Below are 23,932 nucleotides of genomic sequence, written 5' to 3'. Positions count from 1 at the left end.
GTCACGGTGTGCGCAGATGGAGTTCGGTCCGGGGGTCGTGGGAGGCCGCCGCGACGACGCTGCGCCACTCGCCGGGCCTCGCGCGCCTCACGGCGGTCCGGTTCGCGAGCCAGTTCGGCGACGGGCTGTTCCAGGCGGCGCTGGGCGGCGCGATCCTGTTCAACCCCGAACGCGAGACCGAGCCGCTCGCGATCGCGGCCGGCTTCGCGGTGCTGCTCTTGCCGTACTCGGTGATCGGCCCCTTCGCGGGCGCGCTACTCGACCGCTGGGACCGCCGCGCGGTGCTGCTGTGGGCAAACCTGCTGCGCGGCAGCCTCATCCTCGTCATCGCGGCCCTCCTGATCGCCGGGGCGGGGGAGACGCCGCTGCTGATCCTGGCGCTCGCCGCGATCGGCGTCAGCCGGTTCGTCCTCGCCGGAGCTTCGGCGTCCCTACCCCACGTGGTACGTCAGAGTTGGCTGGTGCCAACCAATTCCGTACTCGCCACCGCCGGGTCGTTGTTCTCGGCCCTCGGCGCCGGAACCGCCGTCACCATCATCGGGGTGGTGGGGGAGGGCGACCTGGGCTCGGGTATCGCGGTCGCTGTCGGCGCCCTGGGGTCGGTGATCGCGGCCTGGGCGGTCAGCGGTTTCGCCCTCCACGCCCTCGGACCAACCGACGTGGAACCTGGCACGGCGCAGACGCTCGCGACCGTCAACGCGGTCCTCGCCGGTCTGCGCACCGGCGCGACGGCGGTGTGGGAGGCCCCCGGCGTGACCACGACGATGATCGGAATCGGCGTCCATCGCATCGCGTTCGGCATCAACACGCTCCTGATGGTGCTCATCCTGCGCCACCCGACGGCCGCGTCCCCGCTGCCCGCCGGCCTCGCCGGATTCGGTGTCGCGGTGGGTGCCACCGCCGCCGGCATGCTGCTGGCGGCGCTCGCGACGCCGTGGCTGATCCCCCGCCTGGGACGCGCGCGCACCGTCACCGTGGCGCTCGTCTTCGCGACCGTCGTGCAGGCCACGCTCATCGCGTCGCTGTCCCAGCCGCTGCTGCTGGTGGGCGCGTTCCTGCTCGGGTTCGCCGGTCAGACCGTCAAGCTCACCGGCGACGCGGCGATGCAGATCGACATCGACGACGACCGCCGCGGGCAGGTGTTCGCGCTGCAGGACACGGTCTTCAACATCGCGTTCTGCGCGTCGCTCGCCGCCGCGGCCACCGTCGTCGCGCCGGACGGAGAGTCACTCGGGCTGGTCCTCGTCGCCGCCGGCATCTACGCCCTCGGTGTCGTCGGGATCGCGATCAACTCCCGCCGCACGGTCGCCTGAACACTCACGCCCCACCCCGGTGCACCGTGTCGAGGCGGCCGTCGCCGTCGGTGTCGGTCAGCCGCACCGACAGCCGGTCCGGGTCCTCCTCGGCGACCAGCACGGTGTCGTACCGGGCGCCGTCGCGCGTCGAGACCAGTACCACGTCCGGCGAGCCGTCACCATCGAAATCCACGACGGCGTCGTCGGTCGCACCGTCACCGTCGTGGTCGACGCTGCGCCACCCCGACGGGGCCGGTGGCGGGGTGGACGGGACCGGCTCCCGCGGCACCTCCTGCGCCCAGACGCCGCCGCGCGCCGGATCGGCGAACCAGCGGACCGACGACCGCCCCACGTCCAGGACAGCGCGGTCGACGACACCATCGCCGTCGACATCCCACATCGCGTCGTCGAGCAGGCCGTCGCCGTCGAAATCGAGACGCACCGAATCGAACTCGCCGTCCCCGTCGAGGTCCAGATCCGCCGCCGACGACCACACGGTCGGGTCGCCGTCGCCGGTGCCGAACCAGTACTCGAGTGCTCCCATACCTGGATGGACGCGGGGCGGCGTCAATCGGTTCCGCCCCGGGGTCCGGCTACGACGATCGCCCGGTCCGGGAGACCGGCGACGACCACCGCCAGGTTGTAGCCACTCGTGCGCAGGTGTCCGTCGTCCCCGACGCGCGGGTACTCGCTGTGCCCGGCGGCCCCGTCGCGGCGCACCCCGTCGGGTGTCGTGACGGCGTCCGTCCCGAGGTGCGTGAATCCGTCGGTCGCGTACGGTCCACCACCGAACGGCCCGGGGCCGAACCGGTTGAGACGCGCGATCACGTCGCCGACCGCGGTCATCTCGTACGCGTGCCGCGACCCCAGTCCGAGGTCGCTCGGCGAGCGCACGTCGACCAGACCGGGCGACCCGTAGACCACGAGGTCGTCGACCGGATGCCGGCCGGGTTCCCGGAGCGCGAGGCCGGTGGTGACGGAGCCGTACGAATGCCCGATGGCGGTGATGTGTGGGTCCGACCCGGTGTGCGCGACGTCGAGGCCGTCGTAGAAGCGGGCGAGCGCTCGGGCACCCGCGCGGGCGCGATCCTCCTGTGCCACAGCGAGTCCGCCTCGGGCGGCGTCGGTGACGCTGCCCGACGTCCGCGGCGGGTCGTAGCCGATCCACGCGATGGCGGACACGGTCTCGCGCCCGCGCCCCGGCGTCGCCCGGAGCTGGCGCTGCGCTTCCTGCCGCAGCGCGTCGGCCTCATCCGTCATCGAACCGAGCGTCGCGCGCACACCGGCGTTCATTCCGGGGGTGGTCACCGCGATGTGGTCGGCGGTGTCCGGATCGCCCACGGCCACCGCGGCCCGGACCTGCTCACCGGAGCGCGCGTCGAGGACCAGCAACCGCCGCTCCGGGTGGTCGAGCAGGGCACGTTCGATCGCGTCGAGGTCCGCGAGCCGCCCCGCCACGTCCGCCAGCACGCCCCGCGCCGCCTGGTCGGCGAGGCCGCCGAAACCGGAGGCCCGGTCGATCAGGGATCGGCGCGCCTCCTCCAGCGCGGCGCGCTCGGCCGGAAGCCGGGCGAGGTTCGCGCGGTGCCGGGCCTCGGCGGGAAGTCCGTCCCGGTCGCCGATCACGGCGGGGGACGTCTCGAGCAGCAGTTGTCGCTGCGACGCGGTCATCGAGTCCCACCACGCATGATTGTCCGGCGCGCTCGCGGACGCCGGTGGGGCGGGTGGAACCGTCTGCACACCAATCCATCCGGTGCCCGGATCGCCCTCGCGCGGCAGTTCCGCGAACGCCGCATCGATCAGTGACCGCGCCCGCCCGTCGGCCGCACCCAGATCGCCGAGCGCCGCCCCGATCAGGACCCGATGCTGACCGGCCCGACGCTCGAGCACGGCACGGGCGAACAACCCGTCCATCCCCGACTGCACGAACATCGGGACCATCGCGGGCGACACCCGAACCGCACCGTCGTCGCCGACGTCGAACCCTTCCGTCCGCGCGGCGTCGACGGCGGCGAGCACGGCGGCCCGGGCGCGGTCGAGGCCGTCCGCCGCGGCGTCCGCCGCCGTCGCCGCCCCGTGCAGGACCGATGCCGTCCGCGTTCCGAGCGCGAGGATCTCGTCGGCCCGCGCCCGCCCCGCGTCGGCGGCGCTGCCGCCCCAGTGCTCCCGGGCGGCCTCCACCGCCAGCGCGAACGCGCCCAGGTCCCGGTCCAGGACACCGGCGCCCCGCCGCCACTCGTCGGCCTGCCGGGCCAGCGCGGCGGGAGCCCACGACCGCGCCTGCGACACGGTCGCCGCCGTCACCGGCCGTCACCCGCCACCCGGAGGGCGCGCCCCACCTCGACCAGGCGCCGCGCGGTCGCGTCGTCCACACGCGTGTACTCGTCCGCCGACCGATCCGCGGTCGTCGCCCACCGGCGCAGACCGTCGCCGACGACCGCCACCGCGCGGGCCGCCGCGCGACTACCCGCACCGCACGCGGCGACCGTCTGCGATCCGAACATGGCCGTATCTGTCAGCGCAGCAACAGGTTTCGCCGAGTCGACACCGTCACCGAGCAGCGACACGGCCCGCGCGGTGTCGACGAGCATTCCCGGGTCGACCCACACCTCCGACATCGGCATCCCCCCGTTCGCTTGTTCCCTCCGAGCCGGACGCTACCCGACCGGGCGGGACCGAGGAGCACTCCGACGGGGGGTTATCCACAGCCTGCGCCGGCGCCGTCCACAGCTGTGGACAACCCCGTGCATCGACCGAATGTCACACGCGTTCAGTCCAACTGGACGCCTGTGACATTCGGCCAGTTCACCGCTGGGCGTCGAGCCACCCGGCCAGCCGGTCCGGGCGGTCGGTGATCACACCGTCCACGCCGGCGTCCACCAGCCGCCGCCACTGCACCGGATCGTTCGCGGTCCACACCATGGTCTGCAGCCCCGCGGCGTGCAGCTTCGCGACCACACCGATGTCGTCCTGCACGAATCCGACATACGGATTGCACGCCGCCACCGCGAGTTCCGCGCACAACGCCGAGACCTCGTCGTCGACCGTGACCACCAGCAGGCCGCGCGGCACGTCGGGGGCGACGTCGGCGAGCGCCCGCACGGTCGGCACGTCGAAGCTCTGCGGCAGGACGCGGGGAAGGACCGGCCCCAGATCCTCGAACATCCGCTGCACCTGATCGGGCGCCCACACGCCCTTCAGCTCGAGGAGCAACCGCAGGTGGGGGTGCGCGACCATCAGGTCCACGACGTCCGTCAGCAGCGGCACCCGCTGCCCGGCCGTCTCCGTGGCGAACCCGACACCCGCGTCCAGGCCGCGGATCTGCTCGGTGCCGAGGTCGGCGACCGCGCCGGACCCGTCGGTGGTGCGGTCGACGGTGTCGTCGTGTATCACGACGGCGGTGCCGTCGCGATCGACGTGCACGTCGATCTCGATCATGTCGGCGCCGGCCAGGACGGCGGAGCGGAACGCGAGCATCGTGTTCTCCGGTGCCACCGAGGAGTTTCCGCGGTGCGCGATGATCAGCGGTCGGTTCACGGGTTGGGGATCCCTCCTCGAAGGCGGTCTGCGGACGCGATGCGCGACGGCGTGAAAGCTATGGAAGGCAGGTGACGGACGGCGGCGGACCCGATGAACCCGGACCGAATACGGGGCGAAGAACAGGCGCTTCGCGAGACCCGCACGCGGTTCGCTAGACGCCCGGGGCGGGACCGCCCGGATACACCGCCACCTCGGTGGCCTTGACCGCGAACCACACGTCGTCACCGGGGGCGAGGTCGAGTTCCGCGACGGCGGCGGCCGTGACATCGGCCATGAGCCCGGGGGAACCGTCGCTGTGGTCCTCGGCGCGCACGCGGATGGCGTGACCGTGCCCGCCCGGCCCCTGCCGGCCCTCGATCTCCGCGATCCGCACGCGGAACATGTTGCGCGGGCTTCCTTCCGGGTGGATTCGGTGGATCGCGACCGCGGCCGGAGCGAACACCGCGACGGCGGGGTCACCGGGGACGCAGCCGTCCTCGGTGATGCCGTGGACGGGCCCGGCGACGGTGTCCAGGCCGTCGGCGCCGACCTTGCCCGACAGCAGGTTGATCCCGGCGATCCGCGCCGCGAAGCCACTGCGCGGACGGGTCAGCACCCGGTCCACCGCCCCCTCCTCGACGATCCGCCCGCCGTCGACCACCACCGCACGGTCGGCGAGCGAAAGCGCGTCCAGCACATCGTGAGTCACGAGGATCGCCGTGCGGTCGGCGGTACGCAGGACGCGGCGCAGCAGCGACCGCACAGCCGGGGCGGCGCCGACGTCGAGGGCGGCCATCGGTTCGTCGAGCAGCAGCAGTCCGGGTTCGGCGGCCAGCGCCCGCGCCACCGCGACCCGCTGCGCCTGACCGCCGGACAGCTGCCGCGGCCGTCGGTCCGCGAGCGCGACCGCGTCCACCTCCTCGAGCCACCGTGTGGCAGCCGCGTACGACTCGCGACGGCCCCGCCCGGCGCTGCGCGGCGCGAACGCGACGTTCTCCCGCACCGTCAGGTGCGGGAACAGCAACGGCTCCTGGGCGAGCAGCCCCACCGATCGACGGTGTGGTTGCACCGCAACATCACTCGCGGTGTCCGTGAGGACGCGGTCGTCGAGCACGACACGGCCGGCGTCGGGACGCAGCAGACCCGCGACGACGTCGAGCAGTGTGGACTTGCCCGCACCGTTGGGCCCGAGAACGGCGAGCACCTCGCCCGGCGCGACCGCGAGTTCGACGTCGAGGCCGCGTGACTCGACGCGCGCGCGCACCTCGAGGCCGGTCACAGCGCACCCGCCGCGCGTCGGGTCCGGGCACCGAGGACGATCGCGACGGCCACGACGACCAGCACCAGCGACAGCGCCACCGCGGCCTCCGGGTCGGTCTCGCGTTGCAGGTAGATCTCGAGCGGGAGCGTGCGCGTGACACCCTGCAGGCTGCCGGCGAACGTGAGAGTGGCCCCGAATTCACCCAGCGCGCGGGCGAATGCGAGCACCGCGCCGGACACCAGGCCGGGCAGCACCAGCGGCACCGTCACCCGGCGCAGCACGGTGGTGGGCGGCGCTCCCAGCGTCGCGGCGACGTCCTCGTAGCGGCGTCCGGCGGTGCGCAGGGCACCCTCGAGGCTGATCACGAGGAAGGGCAGCGCGACGAACGTCTGGGCCAGCACCACCGCGGTGGTGGAGAAGGCGATGTGGATGCCCGCGACCTCGAGGTGGCGGCCGATCAGCCCCTTCCGGCCGAACGTGTAGAGCAGCGCCAGACCGCCCACGACCGGCGGCAGTACGAGCGGCAGCAGCACCAGCGCGCGCAGCGCCGCCAGGCCCGGGAACCGGCACCGTGCCGACACGAGCGCCATCGGCACCCCCAGCACGACGCACAGCAGCGTGCTGACCGACGCCGTCTTCAGGCTCAGTCCGAGTGCGGCCAAGGACGATTCGGATGTCACCAACCCGACGAAGTTGGACCAGTCCACCCCGACCAGCATCGCCACGAGCGGCAGCACCACCAGGAGGCTGCCCACGGCCGCGGGAACGAAGATCCAGGCCGGGAGTCCGGCCGGGATCCGCCCCGGCGGCCGGCCGATCACGGCGTGCCGAATCCTGCGTCGGACAGGACCCGCCGACCCTCGGGGCCGATGACGAGTGCGACGAATTCTCCTGCCACGTCCCGATGTTCGGACTTGTTCAACACCGCGATCGGGTAGGTGTTGACGACCCGCACGGCTTCCGGAAACGGGATGCCGGTGACCTTGCCGTCCGCACCGGCGACGTCCGTGACGTAGACCAGTCCGGCGTCGGCCTGGCCGGTGACGACCTTGCCGAAGACGTCGGTGACCGAGGACTCCTCGCTCACCGGGGACAGTCGCACCCCGGCCGCGTCGGCGACCCTGCGCGTCGCGGTGCCGCACGGCACCTGCGGCGCGCAGACGACCACGTTCACGCCGGGCCTCGCCAGGTCCGCGAAGGACGTGATGTTCGCCGGATTGCCCGGCGGGACAGCGATGGTCAGCACGTTGGTGGCGAAGTTCACCGGGTCGGTCGCCGTCAGGCCAGCGCCCCGCGCCTTGGTCATGTTCGCCGTGTCCGCGGACGCGAAGACGTCGCCCGGCGCGCCCTGGTCGAGCTGCGTGAACAGATCGGACGAGCCGCCGAAGTTGAACACCACCCGGGTCCCAGGGTGCGAGGCCTCGAAGCGCCGACCCAGTTCGGTGAACGTCGACCGCAGCGACGCCGCCGCGAACACCGTGATCGACTCGACGGGCTGGGTGCCGGGCTCGGTGCCCGGCTGGGTGACGGCCTCCGTCTCGCCCGAACTGCAGCCGGCGACCGCCGTCGCCAGGACCGCGACGAGCGCCACGACCGCTACCCGCAGGCGCCTCACGACGATGCCCCCGGCGTCTCGACGATCACGGTCGTCGCCTTCACCACGGCGACCGCGACACTGCCGGGCTCGAGCTTCAACTCCTGCGCCGACTCCGAACTCATGAGCGAGACGACCGAGAACGGTCCGCACTGCATCTCCACCTGGGCCATGACGCCGTCGGCGACCACCCGGGTGACCAGCCCGACGAAGCGGTTACGCGCCGAACTGCCCACGCCGAGCGGGTTTTCGGGCGCCGGCGCCGCGTTGGCGCGGGCGAACTCCGCGAGCTGCTTACCGTCGACGACCATCCGGCCGGCGTCGTCCTTGTGCGCGTCGAGGGTGCCGGCGTCGACCCACCGGCGGACGGTGTCGTCACTGACACCGAGCAACTGGGCCGCATCGCGTATCCGAATGTCGGGCATCCACGAATTCTAGATCCGCAGATGCGGGACCAACAATCGATCCGATCCGAATCTGCGATTCGGTCATAGGGACCGGTCGCTACCGCCCCGATTCGCGTCGAAACCGCTCCTGGATCTGCGGATCGTTCTCCCACCACAGCTTCGACATCGGCGCCTGAGCCGGCGCCTCGGTCGCATGCTGGGTACCGGCCGCTGCACCGTCCGCATCCTCGGCCTGCTCGAGTTCGTCCAGCTCGGCGTCGATCGCGGCCGCGTTCGCGCGTTCGTCGACGGTGAAGGCACGCATCAGCACGAGCAGGAACGGAATCCCGATCGCGTCACCGAGCAGCCACAGGATTCCCGCACCGATCGACTGGTCGGTGCGCGGACTCGGTCCCCACGTGCGTTGGAACTGGCCGTAGTACTCCGCGGCGATCTCGGGCCCCAGCCAGATCACGATCCCGAGAATCCCGTCGCCGAGAACCTCCGCGATGGTGATGCCCATCGAGATCAACTGCGGGTACCGGTGGGGGACCGGATCGACCTGGATGCGGGAATAGAAATAGGCGAAACCGATCGCGACGAGGGCGAGCCTGGTGAGCTGGTCGACCCACTCGTTCGTGAGGACCGCCGGATACCAGGGCGTCAGGTAGAGCAGCCACGGCGTGACGAGGACCGCGATCGACGTCGTCGCCGGGTAGGTCAGCATCCGCGCGGCCCGGCCGGCCAACACCGCGTCGAGCCGCGCCCGCCCCGGGTAGCCGAGCGCGTCGCGCAGCACCGTGACCGGCTTCCCGAGGGCCAACCCGAACGGCACCACCATGAACAGCAGCACCACCTGCAGTGCCCGCACCCAGAACAGGGTGTCGGCGTAGACGCCGATGAAACTGAGCGCGGTCAGCAGCCACAGCGCGCACCCGAGGAGCAGGAAACAGCTACGACGTCCTGGTCCCACCCCCGCGCCGCGGCGTGCCGCCACCACGTTCGCCCGCCAGTACGCGGCGCCGATCGCTCCCACGACAACGAGGGTGGGAACGTCCCAGTGCCACGAGGTCGCCGCGGTGGAGAGCGTCAAAGGGGCGTCGACGAAAGCCACCGCCCCATTGTGCGCCGGTGGAGCCGCCGAAGCTCGTTGATCAACCCTTCGGCTGGTCCGCCCACCACTTCAACAGCTCGGCCTCCGCCTCGTCACGGTCGAGGGGACCGCGGTCGAGCCGCAGCTCCTTGAGGAACTTCCACGCCTTGCCCACCTGCGGGCCGGCGGGAATGCCGAGCAGCTCCATGATCGCGTTGCCGTCCAGGTCCGGGCGCACCCGCGCCAGGTCCTCCTGCTCGGCGATCCGGTCGATCCGCACCTCGAGGTCGTCGTAGGTGGCCTGCAGCGCCGCGGCGCGGCGCTTGTTGCGGGTGGTGCAGTCGGCACGGACCAGCTTGTGCAGCCGAGGCAGCAGGTCGCCGGCGTCGGTGACGTAGCGGCGGACCGCCGAATCCGTCCACTGCCCCTTGCCGTATCCGTGGAACCGCAGGTGCAGGAACACGAGCTGGCCGACCTCTTCGACCATCTGCTTGGAGTACTTCAGCGCCCGCATCCGCCGTCGCACCAGCTTCGCGCCGACCACCTCGTGGTGATGGAAGCTGACGCCACCGCCCGCCTCGTTGCGCTTGGTGTCGGGCTTGCCGATGTCGTGCAGCAGCGCGGCCCAGCGCAGCACCAGGTCCGGGTCGCCGTCCTCGAGATCGATCGCCTGCTTGAGCACGGTCAGCGAGTGCCAGTACACGTCCTTGTGCTGGTGGTGCTCGTCGATCTCGAGCTTCATCGCGGGAATCTCGGGGATCACCCGCTCCGCGAGCCCCGTCTCGCACATGACGTTGATGCCGTCGATCGGGTACTCGCCCAGGATCAGCTTGTCGAGCTCCGTGCGTACCCGCTCGGCGGTGATCCGGTCGATCTGCCCGGCCATGTCGACGATCGCCTGATGCACCCGCGGCGCCAGGGTGAACCCGAGCTGCGAGACGAACCGGCATGCGCGCAGCATCCGCAGCGGATCGTCGTTGAACGAGATCTCGGGCGCCGCCGGGGTGTCCAGCACGCCCTCCAGCAGCGCGCCCATACCGTTCAACGGGTCCACGAAATCGAACGAGCCGTCCGCGGCGATCCGCACGGCCATCGCGTTGACCGTGAAATCGCGCCGGACCAGGTCCTCCTCGAGCGTCGTGCCGTACCGCACCTCGGGGTTACGGGTGACGCCGTCGTAGGTGTCGGTGCGGTACGTCGTGATCTCGATCTGATCGTCGCCCTTGGCCGCGCTGACGGTGCCGAAGGCGATGCCGGTGTCCCACTGGTTGTCGGCCCAGCCGCGCAGGATCTCCTGCACCTGCTCGGGACGGGCCCCGGTGGTGAAGTCCAGATCGGTACCCAGACGGCCCAGGACCGCGTCGCGCACGCTGCCACCCACCAGGTACAGCTCGTGTCCGGCGGCGGCGAACCTGGCCCCCAGCGGGGTCAGGACGTCCGACAGGGCGCTCAGGGTCTCGCGCGCACCGCGGAGCAGTCGGGCACGCCGTTCGGCGTCGGAGGTGGGGGCATTCACGTCAGCAAACCTTACCGAGGTCGACAAATAGCGGAATGCGCATGCAGTGGCCCCTCACCCATGCGGGCGTGGGAGTCCGGCCGCTCCTGATTTGTCAACTACGATCGATGAGGTGTCCGCCGCCGAACGTGCAAACCGCAACCGCCGCTCCTCGCGGCGGCGCGGCGCGGGCGCCGGGTCCGCCACTCCGCACATGCGGACCGTGCGCGAAACCTCCGCCGGAGGACTGGTCGTCGACGGCCTCGGCGGCCCCCAGGACAAATTGTGCGCCGCCCTCATCGGACGCACCGACCGCCGCGGGCGCCTGCTGTGGTCGCTGCCGAAGGGCCACATCGAGCAGGGCGAGACCGCCGAACAGACCGCGATGCGCGAGGTCGCCGAGGAGACCGGCATCCGGGGTGCCGTCGTCGCCTCCCTCGGCAGCATCGACTACTGGTTCGTCACCGAGGGCCGGCGGGTCCACAAGACCGTGCACCACTACCTGATGCGGTCGCTCGGCGGTGAGCTGTCCGACGCCGACATCGAGGTCACCGAGGTGGCCTGGGTGCCGCTGTCGGAACTCGACTCCCGCCTGGCCTACGCCGACGAGCGCAAGCTCGCGGAGATCGCCGGCCAGCTGATCGCGGACATGGAACCCTCACGCACCAGGGGGTCCGACGCGGAATGACAGTGGCATCGCGTCCGGCATGGCGACGATCCGGTGCCACCGTTCTCACGGCGCTGACGCTCGTCCTGATGCTGATCAGTGCCGTGCTGCTCGGCACGATCGGCGCCGGTTCCGCATCCGCGCAGACCACGACGTCGACCGGGCCCGGAACGGGATCCGAGACGACCACGTCCACCACCCGGGCGCCGGTGACCAAGTCCCGGGCGCAGCCCGAGTTCCTGAACCTGCACATCGACGACGTCACGCCGACCACGGTGACGACCACGACCGAACCCGTCGTCACCGTCACCGGGACCGTCACGAACGTCGGCGACCGCCCGGTCACCGACATCGGGGTCCGGCTCCAGCGGGCCCCCGCGGTGGCCTCGAGCCTGGAGCTGCGCACGTCGCTGGAGCTCGATCAGGGCGAGTTCGACGTCGTCGGGCCATTCGTCGAGGTCACGGACAGCCTCGCCGAGGGGGAGCGGAAGCAGTTCACGCTGTCGCTGCCGCTGCGCTCGCTGACCGGGTCGTCCCTCGACATCACCGCACCCGGCGTCTACCCGCTGCTGGTCAACGTCAACGGCACCCCCGCCTACGGCGGACAGGCGCGCCTCGACGACGCCCGCTTCCTGCTCCCGGTGCTGGGTCTGCCGCACGTGTCGGGCACCACGGACAGCACCCCGCAGGGTTCGGCCTCCACCTCGCCGACCGCCCCGGTTCCCCCGGACACCTCCGACCCGCTGGCGGTCACGATGTTGTGGCCGCTCGCCGACGAGCCACAGCTGGCCGCCGGGATCCCCGGATCGGTCAACGAGAAGGTCCGGCTGGCCGACGACGACCTCGCGGGCTCCCTCTCGAAGGGCGGCCGGCTCGACCAACTCCTCGGTGCCGCCGAGATCGCGACCGGCCCCGACATGGACCGCGACCGCCGGCTCACCGACAGCATGTGCCTGGCCGTCGACCCCGACCTGCTGATCACCGTCAGCAACATGACCCAGGGCTACCTGGTGGTCGACGACCCGGCGAATCCGACCGGTTCCGCCCACGACGGCGTGGGACGTGACGCGGCCGCGGCGTGGCTGGACCGGCTCGAGACGCTCGCCCGGAAGATGTGCATCACCGCGGTGCCGTTCTCGCAGGTCGACCTCGCCGCGCTGAGCCGGTTGGGCGACGACACCCTGACCCGGAGCGCGCTGGAGTCGCCGGCCGACATCGTCGACTCGATCCTCGGCGTGACCTCGCTGCGGCACGTGACCTGGCCCGACGCCGGCGTCCTCGACGAGTCGTCGGCACAGATGCTGCACGGGCTCGGGCCCACCACGACGCTGCTGGCCGCGAATGCGGTCGAGTCCACGCCGTCGTCGGCGCGGAAGGTGACGATCGCGGGTGGCGGCGAGGACGCCGTCGACGCCGCCCTCTTCGACGTCTCGGCGGCCGCCGCGCTGGCCGCGGTCGGCTCCGACCCGCAGACGCCGTCGTACGTTCCCGAACGCGCGCGCTACAACCTGGACCGGGACTCGCGCACGGCCCGCCTGCAGGACGCGTTGGGCGCGGTGACGTGGCTGTCGCTGCAGGGCTCGGGCAGTTCGTCGGGCGCCACCGCGTCGAGCCGCACGTCGGACCGGTCGATGCTGATCGTCCCGCCGCAGCAGTGGTCCGCCGACGGCGACGAGGCCTCCGCGGTCCTGTCGACCGTCGCCACCCTGCTCCGGTCGGGTCTCGCGACCGCACGCCCCCTCGAGCGGGTCGCCGAGCAGCGGCCCACGACGGCGGACGTCGCCGATCTGGCCTACCCGCAGAGCGCGATCGTCGACGGCACCCCCGAGTCGATCGAATGGGGCGTCGGGATGCAGAGCCCGCGCATCGACCAGATGAAGCAGGCGCTGGTCGAGGACCCGCAGGTGCCGCTGACGCCGACCCGGTTCATGGCACCGCTGCGCGAGGACCTGCTGCGTTCCATGAGTCTGTCGGGCCGACGGGACCAGAGCACCGCGACGGCCACCGCTGCCGAGCAGGACGCCCACACACGCGTGGGCAACGTCGCCCACGCGATCGACGGCATGTACGCGGCGGTCACGATCCTCGCCCCGGGCGGCGTGTACACGCTCGCGTCCGAGCAGAGCCCGCTGCTGCTGGTGGCCCGCAACGACCTGCCGGTGGCGATCACCGTGCAACTGCAGGTCGACGCCCCCGATGGGGTGCGGATCACCGACATCGGGCCGCAACAGCTGCCGCCCCGCGGCAGCCGGTCGCTGCAGGTGCCGGCCGAGATCTCCGACTCGCGGACCATGGTGGTCGATTTCTCATTGACCACCGAAAGCGGCCATGAGCTGGGCGAACAGACTTCGGTCACGGTGCGGTCGAATGCATACGGGCAAGCTTTGGCGATAATTACCGCGTGTGCTGGTGCACTCCTGCTGCTCCTCGCCGGGCGCCGACTCTGGCACCGGTTCCGGGGCCAGCCGGATCGAGCCGACGAAGGGTATGAACGTCAATGACCGAGAACTCTCCCGGCGAGGGCTATCGGTCGTCGGCGCGGCCGACCCCACGGGACCCGGGGACCTCGCAGCCGCCGCGGCCCCGGCCGACGCGTGACCAGGGACAACCACCGATGCCGCCGGGCTCGCGGCCGCAGAACCCGCCGCGGCCCATGCCGCCGCGTGGCACGCGGCCCGTGCCGCCGAGCGGTCCGCGCCCCGTGCCCCCGCCGGGCGCCCCGCGGCCCGTGCCGCAGAACCCCCCGATGCAGAACCCGCCGCGGCCGCAGCCCCAGGGTGGTCCGCACCGGATGCCGCCGCGCTCGATGCCGCCGAACGGCCCGCGGCCGATGCCGCCGGGTGGTCCGCGTCCCGTCCCGCAGGGTGGACCCCCGGGTGGTCCGCGCCCCCTGCCTCCGCGCCCGATGCCGCCCCGGGTCGGTCCGCCGGGCCCCATGCCTCCGCGGCCGACACCGGCACCTGCACCGGCACCGGTGACACAGAAGCAGCCGCAGACACAGCCGCAGGCTGTCGCCGAGAAGGAACCGCAGAAGAAGAGCCTCCTCGCGGCCACGGGGTCGATCGCGATCGCGACGCTGATCAGCCGCATGACCGGCTTCCTCAAGCAGCTGCTGCTGCTGACGGCGCTCGGCCCGGCCGTGGCCAGTGCGTTCACCGTCGCCAGCCAGATCCCGAACATGATCTCCGAGCTGGTGCTCGGCGCGGTGCTCACGGCGATCGTCGTGCCGGTGCTGGTCCGGGCCGAACAGGAGGACGAGGATCAGGGCGCCGCGTTCATCCGAAGACTCTTCACGGCGGCGCTCGCGCTGCTGGGTACGGCGACGCTCTTCGCGACCGCTGCCGCGCCGCTCCTCACGACCTACGTCTTCCTGCCGAAGGACGGCGAGGTCAACACGGAGCTGACCACCGCGCTGGTCTTCCTGCTGCTGCCAGCGGTCCTGTTCTACGGACTCTCGGCGCTGCTCACCGCGATCCTGAACACCCGGCAGGTGTTCAAACCGGGCGCGTGGGCGCCGGTCCTGAACAACCTGGTGGTGCTCGCCATCCTCACGGCGTACTGGCTGCTGCCCGGCGAGATCTCACTCGACCCGGTCAGCATCAGCGACCCGCACGTGCTGCTGCTCGGCCTCGGCGTGACCGCCGGTGTCGTGACGCAGGCCGTGAGCCTGCTGCCCGCGATCCGCAAGCAGGGCGTCTCCCTGCGCCCGCTGTGGGGCCTCGACGACCGTCTCAAGCAGTTCGGCGGCATGGCCGTCGCAATCGTGCTGTACGTGCTGATCAGCCAGCTCGGCATGATGTTCGCGACGCGCGTCTCGGCGCACGCCGACGAGGCCGGTCCGGCGATCTACTCCAACGCGTGGCTGCTGCTGCAGCTGCCGTACGGCGTCCTCGGCGTCACCGTCCTGACCGCGATCATGCCGCGGCTCAGCCGCAACGCGGCCGACGACGACACCCCCGCCGTCGTCGACGACCTGTCCGTGGCGACCCGCCTGACGATGATCGCGCTGATCCCGGTCATCACGTTCTTCACGTTCGCCGGTCCCCAGATCGGACAGGCGCTGTACGGCTACGGCAACTTCGGCACCGGCAACGCCGAACGGCTCGGCGAGGCCGTCAGCTGGTCGGCGTTCACGCTCATCCCGTACTCGCTGGTGTTGATCCACCTGCGCGTGTTCTACGCGCGCGAACAGGCGTGGACCCCGACGTGGATCGTGCTCGGCATCACCGGTGTGAAGATCGCGCTGTCCGCGCTGGCACCGGTGCTCGCCTCGGACAGCCAGCAGGTGGTGGTCCTGCTCGGTGTCGCGAACGGACTCGCGTACGTGGCCGGTGCGTTCATCGGTGGGTTCCTGTTGCACCGCAGCCTCGGCGATCTGAGGATGGCGAACGTCGGCAAGACGGTGTGGGTGGTGCTGCTCGCGTCCGCGGCCGGCGCGGTGGCGATGTTCGCGGCGGACACGCTGCTCGGCCTCGACCGGCTGTCGGAGTCGTTCGGCGGCCCCGGCGCGATGATCCGCGTCGCGATCACCGGATCGCTGATGCTCGTGGTCACGTTCATCCTCATGTGGCTCGCGAAGGTGCCCGAGGTCGTCGCGATCACGGTCGCGGTCCAGCGGAGGATCCCGGGGCTGCGCAGCCGCGGTGGCGCGGGAATCGACGAGACGCCGGCCGCGGTCGCGGTGGGATCGTCGTACGAGCCTGATACCGAATTGATTCCGGTGATCCGCGACCTCCCGCGGGCCCTCGATAGACCGGACGGTCTCCCGTACCCTGGACGCAGCGAGGCATACGTCGGTGGGGACTATATTCCCGACGAGTTCATAGAAGGAGCGCGTGTGAGCGACGACGACGGTGCCGACAAGAAGTCCGGCACGGCGACTGACGTCGAGAACGGCACCACGAAGGTGGCGGACACGGCCGCCGCGGACACGACGGACGACCAGTCCACGACGCCGCCCGCTCCGAACGACACGGACGAAACCAGCTCTGCTGCAGCGACTTCCGATGACGCGGCGCGTGAACGCGAACGCGAACGCCGCCGCCGTCGCGACCTCAACGTCGACACCGGCGTCTTCCCGATCGGTTCGCCGCAGCTGCCGCCGCTGCGCGTGACCGGCGCCGTTCCGGAACCGCGCCGCCTGCGCGGACCGCAGCTGATCGCGGGTGCGTCGGTGGCCGGTGGCCGCTACCGGCTCCTCGCGCCGCACGGCGGTGCCCGCGGGCTCCAGTTCTGGCAGGCACTCGACATCAAGCTCGACCGCGAGGTCGCGCTCACGTTCGTCGACGCCGAGCAGCGGGCCGAGGGGCCCGCCGCGACGGGTCCCGACGGCCCCCAGGCGATCCTGTCCCGCACCCTGCGCCTGGGCCGGATCAACTCGCCCGGCCTCGCCCGCGTCCTCGACGTCGTGCGTGGCAGCTCGGGTGGCATCGTCGTCGCCGAGTGGACGCCCGGCCGGTCGCTGAAGGAGATGGCCGAGACCGAGCCGTCGCCGATCGGTGCGGCCCGGGCGGTGCGCGCGCTCGCGTCGGCCGCGGAGGCCGCGCACCGCGGCGGCAGCGCGTTGTCGATCGACGACCCCGACCGGATCCGCATCAGCACCGCCGGCGACGCCGTCATGGCGTTCCCGGGAACCCTGTCCGACGCCGACCCGGCCGCCGACGTCAAGGGTCTCGGCGCGATGCTCTACGCCCTGATCACGGCTCGGTGGCCGCTGGGCGAGCCGGGCGCCGAGTCGTCCGAGGACATGCGTCCGGCCGACCGTGACCCGTCGGGCCGGCCCGTCGAACCGCGCGCGGTGCGCCCGGAGGTCCCGTTCGAGATCTCCGCGGTCGCGGTGCGGGCACTGGGCGGCGACAGCGGCATCCGCGCGGCCGCGACCGTGCAGCACATCCTCGACCAGGCGACGGTCGTGGACCAGAAGACCGATCTCATGCCGGCGCTGCGACTGGGCCAGCGGGTGCCGGGCAGCGACAGTCACGCGCTCGCCGATCCCGAGGCGGTCGCGGCGGAGAAGCAGAAGTCGAACCGCACCCTCATCGCGCTGGTCTCGCTGGGCGCGCTCACCGTGCTCGTGCTCGCGCTGATCGGCTGGTGGCTGGCGAACCTGCTGGCGGGCGGCAACTCCGACGAGCCACTGACGAACCAGAACCTCGGCCTGACGACGTCGGCGGAGGCGTCCGAGACGTCCGCCGCGCCCACGTCGGCGGCGCCGCCGCCCGCGACGGGACCGGTGAAGCCGGCGAGCGCGACCGTGTTCTCGCCGCAGGGCACGCCCGACAACGCCGCCAACGCCGGTCTGGCGATCGACGGGAACCCGGCGACGGTCTGGAACACCGACGCCTACTTCCAGCCCTTCCCGGCGCTCAAGCCCGGCGTGGGTCTGATGGTGACGCTGCCCGACGCCGCGAAGCTCACGAGCATGCAGATCACGTCGCCGAGCCCGGGGACGCAGGTGGAGATCCGCACCGCGCCGTCGCCGAACACTTCGCTCGACCAGACGCGGGTGATCGGCAACGCGACGCTGCAGAACGGCGTGACGGACATCCCGCTGAAGGCGGACGACGCCACCAAGAACGTCCTCGTGTGGATCACCGGGCTGAGCACGACGGGCGGAAAGAACCAGTCCGGGATCGCCGAGGTGGCGTTCACGGCCGCATCCTGACCGGATTCGCGCCGGTCCCGAACGGGACCGCCGGGCAACCGATCGGCTAACATCCGCCGGTGCGAATCTTCAGGGGGGTCGCCAAATCTGGTCTGTCGGATGCAGAACTCTTGGCAGCGCACGCGTCGGGTGACGGGGGCGCGTTCGCGGAGTTGCTGAGCCGGCACTACGACCATCTTTGGCATGTTGCGAGAAGAACGAGCTACACCGTCGAGGACGCGGCCGACGCGCTGCAGGAGGCGCTGCTGTCCGCGCACCGCACGGCGGGGTCGTTCCGGGAGGACGCGGCCGTGCGCAGCTGGCTGCACACGATCGTGGTGAACGCGTGCCTCGACCGGATCCGGCGGAACCGCGCCCGACCGACGGTGTCGCTGTCGTCCGACGAGACCGTCGATCCACGCGACGAGCGGGACCACATCGCGGAGCGCGAGACCGCGTTGCTCGTCGACCGGGCGCTGCTGCGGCTGCCGCCCGAGCAGCGGGCCGCGATCGTCGCCGTCGACATGGAGGGGTATTCGGTGGCCGAGGCCGCGCAGCGGCTCGGTGTGCCGGAGGGGACGGTCAAGAGCCGCTGCGCCCGCGCCCGCGCCAAGCTGGCCTCGCATTTGGAATACTTGCGTGATGTAGGGAACCGATCTTGATCTCCCCGCGTCTGAACCAATTGAAGGCACGATCGTGCCCCGGAACCCGCGGGTAGGAGGTGAGATGGCGGTCCACGACGGCGCAGAAATGCTCGGCCCCCCGTTCTCGGCGGAACTGCTCGCCGACCTGCACGCCGGCGTCCTACCCGACGATGTAAGCGCCCGCCTGTGGCCGCTCGTGCGGCAGGATTCCGACGCACTCGCGGTACTCGACGCCCTCGACGCCGTCTCGGCGCGCCTCGGCGAGGTGGGGCGCGATCACAGCATCGGGACCCCGGTTCCTCCGGAGATCGCGGCTCGCATCAATTCAGCCCTGGAACAGCAGGATGCCGGCTCGGCCGGTGCGGTCACGTCGTTGAGGGACGCACCCTCGCGACGACGTACGGCGACGTGGCTGACCGTCGCGGTCGCCGCGACGGCCGCCGCCGTCGCCCTCGTGTTCGCGCTCACCGGACTCGACGACGCCGACTCGACGGCTCCTGCGGTGATCGCGACACCGACGTCCACGACGTCGGGGGATCCGGTCGCCGACCTCGGCAGCGACCTCGACGGCAACCAGGTGCTCGCCCTGCTCCACGGCGCGAAGGGTGGGGCGGACGTCGGACGCCTCGCCGACCCGCAGATCCGCGGCGCCTGCCTGCAGGCCAACGGGATCGAACCAACGACACCCGTGCTGGGCGCCCGGGCCGTGCGTTTCCGCGGCGGCGACGCCGTGCTCATGCTCCTCGCCGGACCGCACCCACCGGCCCTCACCGCGCTGGTCGTCGGCACCGACTGCGACGCCACCACTCCGGACCTGCTCACGCAGGCCGAAATCGGCTGAGCGCGTCTACTTTTCGTCCGCCCTCGCGGGCCTGTCCGCCACCGGCACCAGCAGTTCCCGGATGCGGGCACGCAGTTCGGGTGTGTCGTCCTCCTTGGCGATGAGGCTCGAGAACAGCGCGGCCCCGGACGCCAGCACCAGCACCGCCTTGGCGTCCAGCAGGTCGCGTGTCCGCTGCTCGTCGGACGCCGCACCGTCCGCGCCGGCGCCGTGCGCGGCGAACAGTTCCGCGGCCGGCCCGCCGAATCCCTGCCACAGCGCGGTGCGTAGGTCCTCGTGGTCGCGCAGGGCCGCGAGCAGGCCGGGTGCCGCCTCGCGCACGTCGGGCCGGGAGAACAGCTGCGCGCTGCCGGTGATCACCCAGTCGATCCAGCCGGTGCGGTCGGTGCCCTCGAACGGCTCGAGGTCGGGTGTCGCGCCCAGGAGGGCGTCGAGCACCAGGTGCGCCTTGGACGCCCAGCGCCGCGACAGCGCCGCCCGGCTCACCCCGGCACGCGCGGCGATCCCACGCATGCTCAGCTGCTCCCACCCGACCTCCAACAGCATTTCCCTGGTGGCGGCCAGGACGTCGGCGTCGATTCGGGGATCCCTGGGGCGTCCGGTACTGGAGGCGCTATCGGTCACGTGTGCATTCATCGCCACGAATTGTCGAACAAGACGGTTCGCTCGCGCCATTCCTTCGTTTACGAGTCCAGTGGTACCGTAATAGAGATCGACGGGAGGTGGCATGAAGGTCGCGGTCACGGGAGGCACCGGCTACCTCGGTGCGCACACCACCCGGGCGCTGCTCGTGGACGGTCACGACATCCGCCTGCTGGTGCATCCGGACGAGCCGGCGTCCGTCGTGCCGTCGCTGTTCGGGGCCGCCGCCGACCGCATCGCCCGCGCGTTGCAGGACGCGGGCGCGCCGGTGGTCATCACGTACCCGTCGAGCGTCGTCGGGCCCGGGCTCGGCGGCATGCGCGGGGTGACCGCCACGGGGTGGGCGCCCATGGTCGCGGCCGGTGTCGCCCCGCGGATGCGCGGGGGCATGCAGATGATCGACGTGCGCGACGTCGCCGACGCACTCGGGGCGGTACTGCCGGTCGGCGCCGGGCTGAGCTACGAGGCGGCGTGGCTGCTCACCGCGGCCACGCCGACCGACGGCTCGCGGACACTGTCGGAACTGGGCCTGACATGGCGCCCGGTGCGCGCGGCCCTGTCCGCGTCGGTGCGCGCCCCGGTACCCGGCGCTCCGGAGGGGATAACGCCGTGAATCCGACGGGGCCGAGGACGCCGGCGGCGGCGATCTGGGCTCCCACCCGGCTCGGCCCGCTGACGCTGCGGAACCGGATCATCAAGGCCGCCACGTTCGAAGGCGTCATGCCGCACGGCCGGGTCACCGACCAGTTGATCGATTTCCACGCCGAGGTCGCCCGCGGGGGAGCGGCGATGACGACCGTCGCCTACTGCGCCGTCTCGCCCGGCGGCCGGGTGCACCGCCACTCCCTCGTTCTCGACGGCCCGACGGGGCGGGACCTGCGCCGCCTCACCGAAGCCGTGCACGCCGAGGGCGCGCTGGCGGCCGCGCAGATCGGACACGCCGGCCTCGTGGCGAACCAGATCTCCAACCGGACACGCTCCCTCGCGCCGTCCACCCGAATCAGCGCTCCGGCAATGGGTTTGGTGAAGTCCGCGACGAACCGGCAGCTCGAGCAGGTGGCCCGGGACTTCGAATCGGCCGCGCGGATTGCCACCGCCGCCGGGTTCGACGCCGTCGAGGTGCACCTGGGCCACAACTATCTGCTCAGCAGCTTCATGAGCCCGAACCTCAACAAGCGCACCGACGTCTACGGCGGCAGCGTGGCGGCGCGGTCCCGGTTCCCGCGCGAGGTACTCGAACGGGTCCGGGCCGCCGTCGGCGACTCCGTCGCGGTCACGGCGAAGTTCAACATGGCCGACGGTGTCCCGCACGGACTGTGGCTCGACCAGAGCCTGCAGATCGCCCGGCTCGTCCAGTCCGACGGCTGCGTCGACGCGCTGCAACTCACCGGCGGCAGCTCGCTGCTCAACGGCATGTACTACTTCCGCGGCGAGGTTCCGATGTCGGAATTCATTGCGGCGCAATCGAAACTGGTGGGACTCGGGCTCAGGGTGTACGGGCCGCACATCCTCCCGACCTACCCGTTCGAGGTGGCGTTCTTCCTCCCGTTCGCCAGGCAGTTCCGCGAGGCGCTGTCGATGCCGTTGATCCTGCTGGGTGGCGTCAACCGACTCGACACCATCCGCACCGCACTGGACGAGGGCTTCGAGTTCGTCGGCATGGCCCGCGCGCTGCTGCGCGATCCGTACCTGCCCGAGAGGTTCCGCACCGAGCACGTCGCCGAGGGCATGTGCATCCACTGCAACAAGTGCGTGCCCACGATCTACAGCGGGACGCGGTGCGTCGTCCGCGAGGCGATCCGGGAGAACAGCGGCCCCGAAGCCCGCCGGTAGTTCACGACGAGACCAGCGTCACCCCCAGGTTACCGACACGGTGTTGGTATATTTGCCGACAGGCCGTCGGGAAAATCGGACATCCGGGAGTTTTCCTTCGTCGGCTGCATCGACAGATCACACCGACCAGGAGTCAAAAATGTTCCTCGCCCTGCGGGAGCTGCGGTTCGCGCGATCCAGATTCGGCCTGATGGGCGGTGTCATCGCCCTCATCTCCGTGCTGATGGTCCTGCTGTCCGGCCTGTCCTCCGGCCTCGTCGAAGACGGCGTCTCGGGCCTGAAGTCCATGCCGGTCGACGGGTTCGCGTTCAACGAAGGCACCAAGACCGACTCTGCGTTCTCGCGCAGCATCGTCACCGACGAGCAGGTCGACGCCTGGCGCGCACAGCCCGGCGTCGCCGAAGCGCAGCCGTTCGGCAACATGCTCGTCAACGCCCACAACGAGGACGGCGTACCCGTCGACTTCGCGCTGTTCGGCGTCCCCGCCCATTCGTTCCTCGCCCCCACGGCCGCCGACGGCACCGGGCTGGGCGAGCCGGACGGCATCGTCATCAGCAAGAGCGCGCTCGACGCGGGAGTCGACCTCGGCGACACCATCACGATCGACCGTCTCGGCACCGAGCTGAAGATCGTCGGAGTCACCGCCGGCAAGCAGACCTTCGGCCACGTCGACGTCGCCTACCTGCCGATCGACATGTGGCGCCAGCTGCACTCGGGTGTGCGCCCCGGCGAGCCCGTCCCCGCCCAGGCGATGACGGAGTCCACCGCGGTCGCCCTGAAGACGAAGCCCGGCGCCACGCTCGACTACGCCGCCGGCGATGCCGCCGCGGGGACGTCGACGGTGTCCCTCGAGGACTCGTTCCAGTCCTCGCCGGGTTTCAGCGCCGAGACGATGACCCTCGACCTCATCAAGGTGTTCCTGTACGCCATCTCCGCGCTCGTCGTCGGCGCCTTCTTCACGGTGTGGACGATCCAGCGCAAGCACGAGATCGCCGTGATGCGCGCGATGGGCGCCTCCACCGGCTACCTGCTGCGCGACGGTCTGGCCCAGGCGTTCATCCTGCTGCTCGGTTCGGTCGCTGTCGGTGCCGCGGTCGGCTACGGCTTCGGCTCGTTGATCGGCGGGGGAGTGCCGTTCCTGCTCGAGCCCGCCGCGGTGGCGGTCGCCGCGGTCCTGCTGATGGTCCTCGGCCTGATCGGTGCCGCGATCGCGATCGTCCGGATCGCGTCGGTCAATCCGTTGAACGCGCTGGGAGGCCAGCGATGAGCGCCAGAAGGGACTCTGCTGTGACCACTGCGACCGATACGGGCACCCGCATCGACACCGCCGCCCTCGAGATCGTCGACGCCAATCTGCGGCTGGGCGACGGCGAGCAGACCGTGACGGCCCTCGACGCCGTCAGCCTGACCGTCCGCCCCGGCGAGATGGTGGCCGTCGTCGGCCCGTCGGGCTCGGGCAAGTCGAGCCTGCTCGCCGTCGCGGGCGCGCTCACCACCCCGGACTCGGGCAGTGTCCGCGTCGGCGGCCACGACCTGCTGTCGATGAAGAAGGCGGAGGCCGCGAGGTTCAGGCTCGAGCACATCGGGTTCGTGTTCCAGAGCGGCAACCTGATCCCGTCGCTCACCGCGGCCGATCAGCTGCGCCTGACGTCGCACCTCGGGAACACCAAGGGCAGGAAGTTCCGCGATCCGATCGCGCTGCTCGAGCAGGTGGGCCTGGGCCACAAGGCCGACCGCCGACCCGACCAGCTCTCCGGCGGCGAGCGGCAGCGCGTGGGCATCGCCCGTGCCCTGATGTCGACGCCGTCGCTGCTGCTCGTCGACGAGCCGACCGCCGCCCTCGACCGGGCCCGCAGCCACGAGATCGTGCAGCTGCTCGCGCGGGAGACCCGGGAATCACTGGTCGGCACGGTCATGGTCACGCATGACTACGATGTGCTCGACTATTGCGACCGGGTGGTCGAGATGACCGACGGCCGGCTCACGCCCCGGTAGTCCGGTACATCCCAGCGAGCGAGG

21 protein-coding genes are annotated in these 23,932 nt (G+C 71.5%); 10 read left to right on the top strand and 11 right to left on the bottom strand.

The window, feature by feature from the left end; all coding sequences use genetic code 11:
- Positions 1–8: 8 nt before the first annotated feature.
- Positions 9–1,313 carry an MFS transporter gene (locus ABI214_RS14165; RefSeq protein ID WP_348603172.1) on the top strand — a complete coding sequence of 435 codons (1,305 nt, stop codon included), beginning with the start codon at positions 9–11 and terminating at the stop codon, positions 1,311–1,313.
- A 4-nt stretch (positions 1,314–1,317) separates the two neighbouring features.
- Here ABI214_RS14165 and ABI214_RS14160 read toward each other — a convergent pair whose 3' ends face one another.
- The 10 genes from ABI214_RS14160 to ABI214_RS14115 all read right to left on the bottom strand — a co-directional run bounded on the left by ABI214_RS14160 (position 1,318) and on the right by ABI214_RS14115 (position 10,664).
- Entirely contained in the window at positions 1,318–1,839 is a 522-nt protein-coding gene (locus ABI214_RS14160; RefSeq protein WP_348603171.1) for a hypothetical protein, read from the bottom strand.
- Positions 1,840–1,862: 23 nt separating this feature from the next.
- Positions 1,863–3,599 carry an alpha/beta hydrolase gene (locus ABI214_RS14155; RefSeq protein ID WP_348603170.1) on the bottom strand — a complete coding sequence of 579 codons (1,737 nt, stop codon included), beginning with the start codon at positions 3,597–3,599 and terminating at the stop codon, positions 1,863–1,865.
- Positions 3,596–3,913, bottom strand: coding sequence for a hypothetical protein (locus ABI214_RS14150; protein ID WP_348603169.1), 318 nt, complete (start codon positions 3,911–3,913; stop codon positions 3,596–3,598). The genes ABI214_RS14155 and ABI214_RS14150 overlap by 4 nt, the downstream gene beginning before the upstream one ends.
- A 187-nt stretch (positions 3,914–4,100) precedes the next feature.
- A complete protein-coding gene (locus ABI214_RS14145; protein WP_348603168.1) occupies positions 4,101–4,832 on the bottom strand; it encodes a glycerophosphodiester phosphodiesterase in 732 nt (243 codons plus the stop codon).
- Positions 4,833–4,986: 154 nt separating this feature from the next.
- Entirely contained in the window at positions 4,987–6,093 is a 1,107-nt protein-coding gene (locus ABI214_RS14140; RefSeq protein ID WP_348603167.1) for a sulfate/molybdate ABC transporter ATP-binding protein, read from the bottom strand.
- Positions 6,090–6,896: an ABC transporter permease gene (locus tag ABI214_RS14135; RefSeq protein WP_348603166.1), complete on the bottom strand. Its 807-nt coding sequence runs from the start codon at positions 6,894–6,896 to the stop codon at positions 6,090–6,092. The genes ABI214_RS14140 and ABI214_RS14135 overlap by 4 nt, the downstream gene beginning before the upstream one ends.
- The gene (modA, locus tag ABI214_RS14130; protein ID WP_408586972.1) at positions 6,893–7,690 is read right to left on the bottom strand and encodes a molybdate ABC transporter substrate-binding protein; all 798 of its coding nucleotides are present in this window, start codon (positions 7,688–7,690) and stop codon (positions 6,893–6,895) included. The genes ABI214_RS14135 and modA overlap by 4 nt, the downstream gene beginning before the upstream one ends.
- Positions 7,687–8,094, bottom strand: coding sequence for a TOBE domain-containing protein (locus ABI214_RS14125; RefSeq protein WP_348603165.1), 408 nt, complete (start codon positions 8,092–8,094; stop codon positions 7,687–7,689). The genes modA and ABI214_RS14125 overlap by 4 nt, the downstream gene beginning before the upstream one ends.
- Positions 8,095–8,173: 79 nt before the next feature.
- The gene (locus ABI214_RS14120) at positions 8,174–9,169 is read right to left on the bottom strand and encodes a cytochrome c oxidase assembly protein (RefSeq protein WP_348603164.1); all 996 of its coding nucleotides are present in this window, start codon (positions 9,167–9,169) and stop codon (positions 8,174–8,176) included.
- A gap of 40 nt (positions 9,170–9,209) precedes the next feature.
- Positions 9,210–10,664 (bottom strand): CCA tRNA nucleotidyltransferase, encoded by a 1,455-nt coding sequence (locus tag ABI214_RS14115; RefSeq protein WP_348603163.1) that lies wholly within the window; start codon positions 10,662–10,664, stop codon positions 9,210–9,212.
- A gap of 112 nt (positions 10,665–10,776) precedes the next feature.
- Between ABI214_RS14115 and ABI214_RS14110 the strand changes: the two genes are divergently transcribed.
- From ABI214_RS14110 to ABI214_RS14090, 5 genes are all read left to right on the top strand, one after another.
- Positions 10,777–11,331, top strand: a complete 555-nt coding sequence (locus ABI214_RS14110) for an NUDIX hydrolase (RefSeq protein WP_348603162.1) — start codon at positions 10,777–10,779, stop codon at positions 11,329–11,331.
- Between the two features lie 68 nt (positions 11,332–11,399).
- The gene (locus ABI214_RS14105) at positions 11,400–13,811 is read left to right on the top strand and encodes a glycoprotein (protein ID WP_408587043.1); all 2,412 of its coding nucleotides are present in this window, start codon (positions 11,400–11,402) and stop codon (positions 13,809–13,811) included.
- 434 nt (positions 13,812–14,245) lie between these two features.
- The gene (gene murJ / locus ABI214_RS14100; protein ID WP_408586975.1) at positions 14,246–17,974 is read left to right on the top strand and encodes a murein biosynthesis integral membrane protein MurJ; all 3,729 of its coding nucleotides are present in this window, start codon (positions 14,246–14,248) and stop codon (positions 17,972–17,974) included.
- Between the two features lie 59 nt (positions 17,975–18,033).
- The gene (sigM, locus tag ABI214_RS14095; protein WP_348603159.1) at positions 18,034–18,615 is read left to right on the top strand and encodes an RNA polymerase sigma factor SigM; all 582 of its coding nucleotides are present in this window, start codon (positions 18,034–18,036) and stop codon (positions 18,613–18,615) included.
- 64 nt (positions 18,616–18,679) lie between these two features.
- Positions 18,680–19,438, top strand: a complete 759-nt coding sequence (locus ABI214_RS14090) for a hypothetical protein (protein ID WP_348603158.1) — start codon at positions 18,680–18,682, stop codon at positions 19,436–19,438.
- A 6-nt stretch (positions 19,439–19,444) separates the two neighbouring features.
- Here ABI214_RS14090 and ABI214_RS14085 read toward each other — a convergent pair whose 3' ends face one another.
- Complete coding sequence (locus ABI214_RS14085; RefSeq protein WP_348603157.1) at positions 19,445–20,074, bottom strand: helix-turn-helix domain-containing protein; 630 nt, start codon at positions 20,072–20,074, stop codon at positions 19,445–19,447.
- Positions 20,075–20,165: 91 nt separating this feature from the next.
- On the opposite strand from ABI214_RS14085, the gene ABI214_RS14080 reads away from it, so the two are divergent.
- The 4 genes from ABI214_RS14080 to ABI214_RS14065 all read left to right on the top strand — a co-directional run bounded on the left by ABI214_RS14080 (position 20,166) and on the right by ABI214_RS14065 (position 23,908).
- Positions 20,166–20,693, top strand: a complete 528-nt coding sequence (locus ABI214_RS14080; RefSeq protein WP_348603156.1) for an NmrA family NAD(P)-binding protein — start codon at positions 20,166–20,168, stop codon at positions 20,691–20,693.
- A gap of 32 nt (positions 20,694–20,725) precedes the next feature.
- Positions 20,726–21,913 (top strand): NADH:flavin oxidoreductase, encoded by a 1,188-nt coding sequence (locus ABI214_RS14075; protein WP_408587045.1) that lies wholly within the window; start codon positions 20,726–20,728, stop codon positions 21,911–21,913.
- A 139-nt stretch (positions 21,914–22,052) separates the two neighbouring features.
- On the top strand, positions 22,053–23,180 hold the full coding sequence (locus ABI214_RS14070) for an ABC transporter permease (RefSeq protein WP_348603154.1): 1,128 nt from the start codon (positions 22,053–22,055) through the stop codon (positions 23,178–23,180).
- Positions 23,177–23,908 (top strand): ABC transporter ATP-binding protein, encoded by a 732-nt coding sequence (locus ABI214_RS14065; protein WP_348603153.1) that lies wholly within the window; start codon positions 23,177–23,179, stop codon positions 23,906–23,908. Before ABI214_RS14070 ends, ABI214_RS14065 begins: the two co-directional genes overlap by 4 nt.
- Positions 23,909–23,932 lie beyond the last annotated feature (24 nt).

It is taken from the genome of Prescottella soli (assembly GCF_040024445.1).
GTDB lineage: Bacteria > Actinomycetota > Actinomycetes > Mycobacteriales > Mycobacteriaceae > Prescottella > Prescottella soli.
Note: the sequence above shows the minus strand (reverse complement) of the source record. Positions and strands in the feature narration are given on the sequence as shown.